We start from the raw sequence: 12,125 nt of genomic DNA, 5'->3' as shown, positions 1-12,125 counted from the left end.
GCCCCAGGGCGCCGGCTCGTCGCCCGAGGTCTCGTTCCCCGAGTATGCCGACGTACTGGTGGTCGGCGCAGGGCCAGGGGGCTCGGCGGCCGCGGCCCACGCCGCCGACGCCGGCCGCGACGTCGTGCTCGTCGACGCCGCGATGTTCCCCCGCGACAAGACGTGCGGTGACGGTCTGACCCCGCGCGCGATCGCCGAACTCGACGCACTCGGCCTCGGCGACCTGATCGCCGACCGGCCGCGCATCGACGGCCTCCACCTCCACGGCTGGGGCGCGCAGCAGCAGGTGCGGTGGCCGTCGGGGCGCTTCCCCTCGTATGGCAGTGCCATCGCGCGTACCGAGTTCGACGACGCGATCCGCGCGCACGCGGTCGGCAAGGGCGTGACGATGGTGCAGGGCGCCAAGGCCGTCGACGTCACGATGGACGGCGACCGGGTGGGCGCGGTGACGTTCGCTGCCGCCGCCGGCACCCACACCGTTCGGGTGTGCGACGTCATCGTCGCCGACGGCGTGCGGTCGGGACTCGGCAAGGCGCTTGGGCGACAGTGGCATCGGGACACCGCCTATGGCGTCGCGGCGCGCGCGTACGCGCCGTCGGGCCGGGCCGACTCGTCGTGGATGGGTTCGCATCTCGAGTTGCGGGGCCCCGACGGCGATCTGCTGCCCGGCTACGGTTGGGTCTTCCCGCTCGGCGGCGCGGGCGGCGGGCTGGTGAACGTCGGCGTCGGCGCGCTGGCGACGTCGAAACGTCCGGCGCACATGGCACTTCGCCCGATCCTCGAGCACTACGCGACGATGGTCGGCGACGAGTGGGAACTTCACGGCCCACCGGTCCGAATCGCGTCGGCACTGCTTCCGATGGGCGGTGCGGTCACCGGCGTCGCCGGACGCAACTGGATGCTGATCGGCGACGCCGCGGCATGCGTCAACCCACTCAACGGCGAAGGCATCGACTACGCGCTGGAGACCGCGCGACTGGCCGTCGAACTGCTCGGCACCGACGACTACACGACCCGCTGGCGCGATACCCTCGTCGAGCACTACGGGCTCGCGTTCTCCGCGGCACGACGCCTGGCCGGACTGCTGACGATGCCCAAGACCGTCCCGACGCTCGGTCGGCCCGGGATCCGGTCGGCGCGGCTGATGTCGACGGTCGTGCGGGTGATGGGCAACCTCATCACCGCCGAGGACGCCGACCTGGTCGCGCGGGCATGGCGGAGCGTCGGGCGGGTGTCCACGGTCGTCGACGCGCGGCCGCCGTTCAGCTGAGGAGCGCACCCTCCGCTGCCCGGGGTGCGGTGCGAGGAGCGCCTGCGACGAGGGGCCTAGCCCCCGGATCTTGGACACAGGGTGGGATTAATGCTGCGTGTGGAAGTCCAGCAGCGTAACGGTTTTCGTAGGTGAGTGGCGATAGGTGCCCGCACCACGAGTGTCGTCGGCGGTTGTCGTATCGCGCGAGCGAGCTGAACACTTCGCGATTGACAGTGGCGTTTAACGCCTCGGCCATCGTATTGGTGTACGAATCACCTGTGGAGCCAACAGACGTCACCGCATCGGCCTCGGCCAGCCGCTCGGTGTAGCGGATGGCTCGATACAGCACCCAATCCCCATCCCCGAGGTGCGGGAAAAACAGCCTCTCCATAATCAGACTTATACAATTCGTGCCCAGCAATCACACGGTTGACACAAAGAGACATCGGCGCGCTATTGTTCCATTGGCTGTGTGGCAGCGGCCATACCCGAACGACCAGCGAGAACACCGTCGACCGCAGGAGATGCCGATGCCCGCATCCGCCCTCGCCACCCGTGCAAAGCACGCCGTCCAGAACCGGATCGTGCAGCGCTACCGCCTGCGCGGCGAGATCGCCCGCATGGACGCCGTCGAGGACCCGACGTCGATCGCCCACGCACTCGGCACCCTGGAGTTCCCGTGGGGCATCAACCAGGCTCTGAGTTTCGCGCTGTTCCGCACCTACGCGGTTCCGTCGATCGGTGACCTGCTGTACCGGACCCGCCAGTTCACCGAGCACACGCAAAAGCGCTACGACGACACCGCCCTGCTGCTCGAGGCCCCGATCGAATACGGCATCGAGAGCCCCCTCGGCCGCGCCGGCATCCGCCGCATCAACCAGATGCACGCCATGTACGACATCTCCAACGACGACTTCCTGTACGTGCTTTCGACCTTCGTGGTCTGCCCGGTCGAGTGGGTCGCCGCTTACGAGTGGCGCAAGCTGACCGACCACGAGATCCGCGGCCTCACCAACTACTACCGCCGCCTCGGCCGGCTCATGGGTATCAAGGACATCCCGGAGACCTATCAGGAGTTCAAGCAGCTCTACGAGGGCTACGAGAAGGCCAACTTCGCGTACAGCGCCGATGCCCTGGCCGTCGCCGACGCAACACTGGACCTACTCGGCACCTTCAAGCCGTTCACACTGCTCCCCCGGGCCGCGGTTCGCCGAATCTCCTTCGCGCTCATGGACGATCGTTTGCTCGAGGCCTTCCACTACCCGAAGCCGACCCTCGTCGAACGCATCCTGGTCCGCGGCGGCCTGAAACTGCGCGGCCTGGCCATCCGGTTCTTCTTCCCGCCGCGCACCGAACCGCTGTACACCCGCGACACCGGGAGGCTACGCAGCTACCCGGACGGCTTCCGTCTCGAGGAGCTCGGCACGTTCCCGCCCGGCTGCCCGGCACCGAAGGCCGAGAAGCGCAGCGCCGCACCGCAACCTGCGGGCTGCCCGGTGCCGCACGACCCGATCGCGGAGACCGAGAGGTCGGCGACGCCGTAGGGCGCGGTCAGGCCCGCGCCGAGTGGATCGCCGCGATCCCGCCGGTCATGTTCTGCCAGCGCACCTGCGAGAAACCGGCCTCGCGGATGAGGTCACCGAGCGCGAATTGGTCGGGCCATGCCCGGATCGACTCGGCCAGATAGACATACGCGGCCGGGCTGGAGGACACCTTGGTCGCGACCGCCGGGAGCGCCTTCATCAGGTACTCCATGTACACGGTGCGGAACGGCTTGAAGGTCGGCGTGGAGAACTCGCAGATCACCAGTCGCCCACCGGGTTTGAGCACGCGGCGCAGCTCCGCGAGCGCGGTCGGGACGTCGTGGACGTTGCGCAGGCCGAAGGAGATCGTCGCGGCGTCGAAGGAGTCGTCGGCGAACGGGAGGTGCAGCGCGTCGGCCGCGACCTTCGGCACGTCCCGGTGGGCGCCGGCCTTCAGCATGCCGAGGGAGAAGTCGGCGGCGACGCAGTGCGCTCCCGACCGCGCGAGTTCGACGGTGGACACCGCGGTGCCGGCGGCGAGGTCGAGCACCACCTCGCCGGGCTTCAGGTCGAGCGCCTTGCGCGTCTTGCGGCGCCATCCGCGGTCCTGTCCGAACGACAGCACCGTGTTGGTGATGTCGTAGCGCTTCGCGACACGGTCGAACATGGCCGCAACCTCGGCCGGATCCTTGTCCAGACTTGCCCGCTGCGGTGGGTTCGTGCCCGTCGGTGCCATGGGAGACAACCTACCGGGAGCCGAATCCGTCGGACCAGGTGACCTCTGGGCGCTCAGGCCGGGCGCCCGAACCCCTCGGCGACGTCCGTGGAGGTCACCGACCTGTAGTGGCGGACGAGGTCGGCGCACACCGCCGGCCAGGTCCGCGACCGCACCACCTCGAGCGCCGCCCGGCCGAACGCCGCGCGCACCGCGTCGTCGCGCAGGGCTCCGACGATCCCGGGCAGCGTCTTCTCGAAGTCGTCCACACCGAGGAGATATCCGGTCCGGAACGGCGCGACCAGGTCTCGCGGTCCGCCCGCATCCGGTGCGACGACCGGCAGTCCTGAGGCCATCGCCTCCTGGATGGTCTGGCAGAAGGTCTCGTGCTCGCCGGGGTGGACGAACACGTCGAACGACGCGAACGCGCACGCCAGTTCGGATCCCCGCAGTTCGCCGGTGAACACCGCGTCCGGGAGCAGCCGTTCGAGGCGTCGTCGTTCGGGTCCGTCGCCGACGATGACCGGGCGCACGCGCGGATCGCCGGACAGGCACGCGAGGCGCTCGACGCGCTTCTCCGGGGCCAGGCGCCCGACGAATCCGACCAGCAGCGCGTCGTCGCGGTCTGCACGCCAGCGCTCCCGTAGCGACTCGTCCCGACGCTCCGGGCAGAACAGCCGGCCGTCGACGCCGCGACCCCACCGCCGCAGGCGCGGCACCCCGCGTGCGGCCAGGGCCACCATCGCCTCCGACGACGGGACCAGCGTCAGGTCGCACATCTCGTGCAGACGTCGGGTGTACCGCCACGCGGCCTGTGCGACCGCGCCGAGCCGGTACGCCGAGGCGAACCCCGCGACGTCGGTCTGGAACACCGCGACCACCGGCACACCGAGCCTTCGTGCGGCCAGTGCTCCGGCCGCCCCGATCACGAACGGCGACGCCAGGTGCACGACGTCGGGCGCGAAGTCCCGCAGCACCCGGTAGAGCAGCGGCACCGGGACCCCGACCGGCAACGACGTCACCCGCGGAACCCGCACCGACGGCACCAGATGCACCGGCGTCCGCCGCCCCGCGATCCGCGGGGCGGGCGGGCTCCCCCGGGGCGATTCCGGGGCGACGAGGACCACCTCGTGCCCGGTGGCCTCCAGATGCTCGACGACCCGCAGCACGGAGTTCACGACCCCGTTCACCTGCGGCAGGTAACTCTCGGCGACGATCGCGACGCGCATGCCGTCGACCCTCGTCGCCGGACCTGACGGGCACGCGGTCACGGCATGACGCGGCGTCCAACACTCGATGAACACGCGGGTCACCGGCGTCGTCGCCACGGTCCGGCACAGTGGACATGTGCCCTCCACACCAGACCTGCTGTTGCTGAGCCGGTGGCTCACCCCCGTGCCCGGATTCCTCGTCCCGCTGGTGGGCAGGGGCGCACGTATCGGCTACGTCCCCACCGCGTCGTCGATCTATCCCGATCAGGCGTGGCTGGAGCTCGACCGCGCCTCGTTGGAAGCCCAGGGTTTCGACGTCGTCGACGTCGACCCGGAACAGGTCTCGACGGCCACGTTCACCCGGGCGCTCGGTGAGATCGACGCGATCTTCGTCGCGGGCGGCAACGTCTTCCATCTGCTCGGCGCGCTTCGGCGCACCGGTGCCGACCGACCGCTGGTCCACGCGGTGGAGCATGGGTTGCCCTACATCGGTGCCAGCGCGGGAGCCTGCATCACCGGCCCGGACATCGCGCCGCTGGCCCTGCTCGACGACCCCGCCGAGGCCGAACCGCTGGATTCGACCGAGGGGCTCGGGTTCATCGGCGTCACGATCGTTCCGCACGCCGAGGGCACCGTCGGCGGACGCGAGCGCATCGACCGGACCCGCGAGCAGTTCGCGGACCATCCGCTGCATTTCCTCCGCGACGACGAGGCGATCGTCGTGTCCGGCGGGATCACCCGTGTCATCCCCGGCTAGCCGGCCCACCGCGCGGTTGTCAGCGGTGGCCGAGCGTCTCCTCGCCGGTGCTGTCGGTCCCGGTGCTGCCGGTCGCTGCGGTGACATTCTCGACGGTGACATTCTCGACGGTGACATTCTCGGCGGTGACGTTGTCGGCGGTGACGTTGTCGGCGGTGGCGGTCTCGCCGACACCGGGCTCGTCGACACCGGGCTCGTCGCCGCTCTCCTGCCGATTCCGCCACCGGCGACCGAACTCGGCGACCCCGAACATCAGCAGACCGACGATCACCCATCCGACGAGCGCGACCGACAGTCCCGGGATGATCGACAGCATCGCGGTGCGGCCCGTCGGCCGGGCGAGATCCGGGTTGTAGGCGGCGTATTCGACGCTGATGCGCTGCCCCTCGCTGAGCTCGGTCGGGTACAGCAGCCCGAAGCGCGGACTGTGGAACGAGCCGTCGGGGGTCTGGAAGTCGACCGCCGCGTGCAGGGCGTCGACCGAGACCACCTCGGCCATCACGGTGGCCTTGCTGGCCTCGATCGCCGAGTCGTTCTTGAAGCATCCGGCGACCAGTGAGAACGCCATGGCGGTGATGGTCAGACCGACGACGAGCAGCCCGAGCTGCACGCGTCGCTGGATCACCGGAGTCATGGCGTTCAGCCTAACCGGCGGCGCGCGTCACGGGTGACGAGAGCCGGGCGTAGTGCCCAGCGCCTGGGCACCCGCCGGGCGTGGTCCGGCAGGTCGGCACCGCCGGGCATGGCTCCCGGCAGGGTCGGCACCGCCGGGCATGGCTCCGGCAGGTCAACGCAGCCGGGCGGCGATCGCCTCGTGCACCGACCGCAGGCGCCCGCGGTCGGTGGTCACCTCGATGACCTCGATCCCGCCGGCGGCCGGGTCCTCGGCCAGCGCGGCGCGCAGGTCGTCGACCGCGACGCGGCGGTGTGGGATGTGGAAGCCCGCGCACATCGACGCGATGTCGGTGCGGTGCGGGGTCCCGAAGACGCGCTCGTAGGCGCCTGCGTACCGGCCCTGGTTGTAGCGGGGGTCGCCCTGTTCGAGCAGGCCGAAGATGCCGCCGCCGTCGTCGTTGGCCACGACGATCCGCAGCGAGTTCGGCCGCGGTTCCGCGGGGCCGATGATCAGGCCGGTCGCATCGTGGATGAACGTGAGGTCACCCATGAGGGCGACGGTCCGCGCTCCCGGACGCTCACGATCGAGTGCGAGGGCGGCGCCGATCGCGGTCGAGTTGGTGCCGTCGATGCCGGCGACACCGCGGTTGGACAGCACCCGCACGCCCTCGGCGACCCGTCCGGCGAGCGCGATGTCGCGGATCGGGTTCGACGCCCCGACCACGAGCTGGTCGCCGGGCTCCATCGCCGCGGACACCGCCCGCGCGACGTGCAGGCCGGTCGTGGTGCCGGACTCGTCGAGTTCTGCGGCGACCGCCCCGACGACCTTCTCCTGCACGGCCGCGCACTCCTTGAGCCAATCCTCACGCGGTTCGCCGACGGCCTCGATGCGGGTTCCGGTGGCGTACACGTTGCCCGAGACGTCGGGCCAGCGCGGGCCGGTGGTCAGCGCGTAGACCCGCACCTCGGGGTCGGCGAGGAGCCGCGACACACCGCGGTGCAGCGTCGGGCGGCCGCAGATGATCGCCTGCTGCGGCTTGATCGAGTCGAGGGCCAGCGGGTGCAACGGGGTCGCCGGATGCGGGGCGGTCGGTTCGGCGACCGTGGGCACCGCGGCGAGTGCCGGATGAACGCCCGAGCCGTGCCCGGACACCACGACGGTGTCCAGCGACAGGTCGATGGTCAGGGGGACGTCGAGCTTGCCGACCGGCGCCTGCGTCCACGGCAGGCCGCCGGGCCGCCCGGCGAAGGAGCCGAGGTCGTCGTCGGCGATCTCCTCCGGGTCCGGGACGAGCGGTTCGCGCAACGGGATGTCGAACTGCACGGGCCCCGCATTGCCGGTGCGGGCGCCGCGCGCGGCGGCGAGCACACGGCCGACGGCCGACCGCCACTGGCTGTTGGTGTCGAGGTCCTTCTCGGCGAGACCGAGGCTGATCGCGGCGCGCACCTGTGTCCCGAAGATGCCGAACTGCTCGACGGTCTGGTTGGCGCCCGACCCCAGCAACTCGTACGGCCGGTTGGCGCTGACCACCACGAGCGGCACCCGCGCGTAATTGGCCTCGAAGACCGCGGGTCCCATGTTCGCGACGGCGGTGCCGCTGGTCATGACGATCGGGACCGGCACCCCCGACGACACCGCGAGACCGAGCGCGAGATAACCGGCGGAGCGTTCGTCGATGCGGACGTGCAGGCGCAACCGTCCTGCGGCGTCGGCCGCATGCAGGGCGAACGCCAGCGGCGCATTGCGCGAACCCGGGCACAACACGGCCTCACGGACCCCACCGCGAATCATCTCGTCGACGATGACCCGCGCCTGCAGGGTCGAGGGATTGGAGACCGGTCGTTTCATTCCTCAAGCCTAGGGACTCGAACTGCGGACGTGGCGCGTGGGCACGGCGCTACGCTGGCCGGGTGGGATTCTACGGCGACCGGATCCCGCCGCATCTGATCGAGCTGACCTGCGGCATGAGTGCGCTGACCCCACTTCGTCGACGGGCGTGCGCGCCGCTGGCCGGCCGCGTCCTCGAGGTCGGGTTCGGCTCCGGCCTCAACGTCGAGGTCTACCCGGCGACCCTCACCTCGGTCGCGGCGGTCGAACCGTCCGATGTCGGCTGGCGGATGGCCGCCGACCGGGTCGCGGCATCGCCGGTCCCCATCGAACGCAGCGGTCTCGACGGGGAGTGCCTGCCCTTCGACGACGCCTCGTTCGACACCGCGCTGTCGACGTTCACCCTCTGCACGATCCCCGACCTGCGGGCCGCCCTCGCCGAGATCCGCCGGGTCCTTCGTCCGGGCGGCACCTTCGCCTTCCTCGAACACGGCCTCGCTCCCGACCCGGACGTGCAGAACTGGCAGCGCCGACTCGAACCGATCCAGAAGCGCGTCGCCGGTGGCTGTCACCTCACCCGTGACGTGCGTGCGGAGCTGACGGCGGCCGGGTTCGCCCTCGGAGCCGTCGACGTCTTCTACCAGCCGGGTGTCCCGAGGCCGCACGGTGCGCTGAGCCTCGGCACCGCGCGACCCGACTGACCGGGCAGGGGTAACGCAGATCACCCGCCCACGCACCCCGACCCGCGGGACCGGTCCTGCTCGCCTAGCGTGAGGCGAATGCGTCGCTGGACCCTGCTGGCCGTCCTCTCCGCGGTCGCGACGCTCGCCCTCGAAGCCGTCGACGTCGACGCCGCGGCGCTGTTCGCCGGACTCGCCGTCGCCGGAATCCTGGCCATCGCCGGTGTCGCGCCACGGCCTCGCAACGGTCTACCCGACCCCGATGCGCCGATCGTTCCCCGGCCGGCCTTCCTCGTCTCCCAGGGCGTGCTGGGCGTCTACATCGGCACCATGGCCGACGAGGAGACGCTGGGCGGTCTCGGGTCGTCGTGGTTCCCGGTGCTCGTCATCGGCGTCGCGACGCTCGCCGTCTCGGTCGTCTGCGGCGCCCTCCTCGGACTGCACCGCGACGTCGATCCGCTCACCGGGTCCCTCGCCCTCGTCGCCGGCGGCGCGTCCGGACTGGTCGCGCTGACCCGCGAGCTCGGCGGCGACGAACGCATGGTCGCGGTCATCCAGTACCTGCGCGTCGCACTGGTCACGGTCACGATCCCGATCGTCGCGTCGGGCGTCTTCGGCGTGGGCGAGGGCGTCGTCGAGGAGGAGCCGGCGTCCTGGGCCGACCAGGGCTGGGGCCTGCTGCTGCTCGCGGCTTGCCTGGGCGTCGGCATCCCGCTGGGCCGGCTGCTGCACCTGCCGGCCGGCGGCCTCCTCGGTCCGCTCGCCCTGTCGACGGTCGCCGAGCTCACCGGTGTCGCCGCCGACGCCGCGGTCTCCCCGATCCTGCTCACCGTCGCCTACGCCGTCATCGGCTGGCAGGCCGGGCTGGGGTTCACCATGGAGCGCCTCCGCGCGATCGGCCGGGTCCTCCCGTTCGCGCTGGTGCTCATCCTCGCGATCGGCGCGGCCTGCGCGGTGCTCGGTGTGGCCCTGTCCGCGTGGACCGGCGAGTCGATGTTCGACTGCTACCTGGCGACCACCCCGGGTGGCATCTACGCCGTTCTCGCCGCCGCGGTCGGGGCGGGCGGGAACGTCGCCTTCGTGGTCGCCGCGCAGATCCTGCGGGTCCTGCTCATGCTCTTCGTCGCCCCGTTCGCAGCCCGTGCGGCATCCCGACGGCGCGGGCACCAACCGAACTGACTCCGCGGTCACATGTGACGTCCGTCCCACGTAAGGTCGGACGCATGAGTGGGGAAGACATCACGGAGACCACAACCGCCGGGGCACCGGAGTCGCAGGCCGGGGACGGCGACCGCGAGTTCGACCTCGTCGTCTTCGGCGCCACCGGCTTCGTCGGCGAGATCACCGCCCGGTATCTCGCCGACCACGCGCCGATCGGCACGAGGATCGCCCTCGCCGGCCGCAACGAGACCAAACTGAGCGAGGTGCGCCGCCGCCTGCCGCTGCGCGCCCACGACTGGCCGCTGATCGTCGCCGACTCGAACTCGCCGGCGTCGCTCGACGCGATGGCCGCCCGCACACGCGTCGTGTGCACCACGGTCGGGCCGTACCTGAAGTACGGCGAGGCCCTCGTGGTCGCGGCGGCGAGCGCCGGAACCGACTACGTCGACCTGACCGGCGAGGTCCCATTCGTCCGCTACTCCATCGACAAGGCGCACGAGACCGCCGTTGCGACCGGCGCCCGCATCGTGCACTCCTGCGGCTTCGACTCGGTGCCCTCCGACATCAACGTCTATGCGCTCTACAAGAAGATCTCCGACGACGGCGCCGGAGAACTCACCGACACCACCTTCGTGCTGAGGTCGATGCGCGGGGGCGTGTCCGGCGGCACCATCGATTCGATGCGGGTGATCGCCGACCAGGCCCGCGACGCGGCCACCCGCCGCCTGCTGCTCAACCCGCAGGCCCTGTCGGGCGGTCCGGGCGAGGTCCCGCGGGCCGGCATCTCGTCCGAGCCGAGCGACCTGAACCTGGTCCAGGCGAAGAAGGTCGACCCGTCGCTGCGCGGCACCCTGGCGCCGTTCTTCATGGCGTCGTACAACACCCGCATCGTGCGGCGATCGAATGCATTGCTGGACAACGCCTATGGCTCGGATTTCCACTACGCCGAGACCATGAACGTGGGGGGCGTCCCGGCCCTGTCGACGCTGGCGGCGGGTGTCGTGGCGGTCGGCACCGGCGCCTTCCTGGGTGCGATGAGCTTCGGCCCGACCCGACGACTGCTCGACCGCGTGCTGCCCGAACCCGGCGAGGGTCCGAGCGAGAAGACCCGCAACAGTGGATATTTCGTCGCCGAGACATACACGAGGACCACGACCGGCCGCCGCTACCGGGCCCGCATGCGCGCGAAGGGCGATCCCGGCTACAAGGCCACCGCGGTGATGCTCGCCGAGAGCGCGCTCACGCTCGCCCTCGACCGCGACCGCCTGCCTTCGCGAACCGGCGTCCTGACACCGGCCGCGGCGATGGGCGACGCACTCATCGCACGACTCCGGGACGCCGGATTCACCATCGAGGCAACAGAACTCACCTGAACCCGACACCGGCCACGGCGCCGGGTCCTGGTTAGCACTCTCCACCCGAGAGTGCTAGAAGTCATCCGGATCCGGTGCTAACTTGGTGTTGGTACAGCTCGTGTGCTGCTCGCCTGGACGAGTGGCGGGCAGCCTGTGTGAGACAGGAGGTGAAGTGCTGTGCTGCGTTTCGATCCATTCTCCGATTTCGATGCCCTGACCAGAAGCATGTTGGGCACCGCGACCGGGACGGCACGAGCGCCCCGTTTCATGCCCATGGACCTGTACAAGGTCGATGACCACTACATGCTCGTCGCCGATCTCCCTGGCGCAGACCCCGGTTCGATCGACGTGAGGGTCGACAACGGCGTCCTCACACTGTCCGCTCAGCGCAGCGCCCCGTCCGATGAGGGGGTCGAGTGGCTGGCGAGCGAACGCTTCTCCGGCACCTTCCGCCGCCAGTTGACCCTCGGTGACTCCATCGACGCCGCCGGCATCTCCGCCCGCTATGACAACGGCGTCCTCACGGTGACGATCCCCGTCGCCGAGAAGGCGAAGCCGCGTCGCATCGCGGTCGAGAGTGTCAGCAGCGGCAACCAGCAGCAGGCCATCGAGACCGGGTCCAAGAGCTGACGGCCCGGCACACCGAGGCACGACAGTTTCCTCCGATCACTCGAGGGGGTCACCGAGAACGACACCCGAGGGACAGGGGTGCACCGGCGGCCGGTACGCCACAACGGCGTACCGGCCGCCCCCACTTGATCATTCGTCCCACTCGCCCCAACGGCCGCGGTCACGACAAATCCTCTGCATGATTCCTTTCCGATTCTCGCCGGGATCGAGTACGCCCGTACCAGTCACCCGCCGGCCTTCGCCACGGAAGGTGAAAATCTGAGACAGGGCACCGGCGGACGCGTTGCCGACGGAGGCCACACCATTCACGATCGACTCGGACGGACCGCATGTATCGCACACGGCGGGCAAACAAGTGCGGTCAACGTTCGACCACGAATTCGCCATGAAGTATCGCT

11 protein-coding genes are annotated in these 12,125 nt (G+C 70.4%); 7 read left to right on the top strand and 4 right to left on the bottom strand.

Annotation, left to right across the window (positions count from 1 at the left end):
• Nucleotides 1–55: 55 nt before the first annotated feature.
• Nucleotides 56–1,270, top strand: a complete 1,215-nt coding sequence (locus ABFT43_RS03250; protein WP_347959262.1) for a geranylgeranyl reductase family protein — start codon at nucleotides 56–58, stop codon at nucleotides 1,268–1,270.
• Nucleotides 1,271–1,782: 512 nt separating this feature from the next.
• A complete protein-coding gene (locus ABFT43_RS03240) occupies nucleotides 1,783–2,796 on the top strand; it encodes an oxygenase MpaB family protein (RefSeq protein WP_347958949.1) in 1,014 nt (337 codons plus the stop codon).
• Nucleotides 2,797–2,803: 7 nt separating this feature from the next.
• Here the strand turns inward: ABFT43_RS03240 and ABFT43_RS03235 are convergent, their stop codons facing one another.
• On the bottom strand, nucleotides 2,804–3,511 hold the full coding sequence (locus ABFT43_RS03235) for a demethylmenaquinone methyltransferase (RefSeq protein WP_347958948.1): 708 nt from the start codon (nucleotides 3,509–3,511) through the stop codon (nucleotides 2,804–2,806).
• A gap of 53 nt (nucleotides 3,512–3,564) precedes the next feature.
• Complete coding sequence (locus tag ABFT43_RS03230) at nucleotides 3,565–4,719, bottom strand: glycosyltransferase family 4 protein (RefSeq protein ID WP_347958947.1); 1,155 nt, start codon at nucleotides 4,717–4,719, stop codon at nucleotides 3,565–3,567.
• A gap of 118 nt (nucleotides 4,720–4,837) precedes the next feature.
• Here ABFT43_RS03230 and ABFT43_RS03225 point away from each other — a divergent pair, with 118 nt between their 5' ends.
• A complete protein-coding gene (locus ABFT43_RS03225) occupies nucleotides 4,838–5,458 on the top strand; it encodes a Type 1 glutamine amidotransferase-like domain-containing protein (protein ID WP_347958946.1) in 621 nt (206 codons plus the stop codon).
• A 19-nt stretch (nucleotides 5,459–5,477) separates the two neighbouring features.
• On the opposite strand, the gene ABFT43_RS03220 is transcribed toward ABFT43_RS03225, so the two are convergent.
• Nucleotides 5,478–6,092 (bottom strand): DUF3592 domain-containing protein, encoded by a 615-nt coding sequence (locus ABFT43_RS03220; RefSeq protein ID WP_347958945.1) that lies wholly within the window; start codon nucleotides 6,090–6,092, stop codon nucleotides 5,478–5,480.
• Nucleotides 6,093–6,245: 153 nt separating this feature from the next.
• Complete coding sequence (menD, locus tag ABFT43_RS03215; RefSeq protein ID WP_347958944.1) at nucleotides 6,246–7,922, bottom strand: 2-succinyl-5-enolpyruvyl-6-hydroxy-3-cyclohexene-1-carboxylic-acid synthase; 1,677 nt, start codon at nucleotides 7,920–7,922, stop codon at nucleotides 6,246–6,248.
• A 62-nt stretch (nucleotides 7,923–7,984) separates the two neighbouring features.
• Between menD and ABFT43_RS03210 the strand changes: the two genes are divergently transcribed.
• The 4 genes from ABFT43_RS03210 (at nucleotide 7,985) to ABFT43_RS03195 (ending at nucleotide 11,727) form a co-directional block, all read left to right on the top strand.
• Nucleotides 7,985–8,602 carry a class I SAM-dependent methyltransferase gene (locus tag ABFT43_RS03210; RefSeq protein WP_347958943.1) on the top strand — a complete coding sequence of 206 codons (618 nt, stop codon included), beginning with the start codon at nucleotides 7,985–7,987 and terminating at the stop codon, nucleotides 8,600–8,602.
• Between the two features lie 78 nt (nucleotides 8,603–8,680).
• On the top strand, nucleotides 8,681–9,760 hold the full coding sequence (locus tag ABFT43_RS03205) for an AbrB family transcriptional regulator (RefSeq protein WP_347958942.1): 1,080 nt from the start codon (nucleotides 8,681–8,683) through the stop codon (nucleotides 9,758–9,760).
• A 44-nt stretch (nucleotides 9,761–9,804) separates the two neighbouring features.
• Complete coding sequence (locus ABFT43_RS03200; RefSeq protein ID WP_347958941.1) at nucleotides 9,805–11,115, top strand: saccharopine dehydrogenase family protein; 1,311 nt, start codon at nucleotides 9,805–9,807, stop codon at nucleotides 11,113–11,115.
• Nucleotides 11,116–11,274: 159 nt separating this feature from the next.
• Nucleotides 11,275–11,727: an Hsp20/alpha crystallin family protein gene (locus ABFT43_RS03195; RefSeq protein WP_347958940.1), complete on the top strand. Its 453-nt coding sequence runs from the start codon at nucleotides 11,275–11,277 to the stop codon at nucleotides 11,725–11,727.
• Nucleotides 11,728–12,125 lie beyond the last annotated feature (398 nt).

Origin of the sequence: Gordonia aurantiaca (assembly GCF_039939235.1) — a bacterium.
In the GTDB taxonomy this organism is placed as follows: domain Bacteria; phylum Actinomycetota; class Actinomycetes; order Mycobacteriales; family Mycobacteriaceae; genus Gordonia.
Note: the sequence above shows the minus strand (reverse complement) of the source record. Positions and strands in the feature narration are given on the sequence as shown.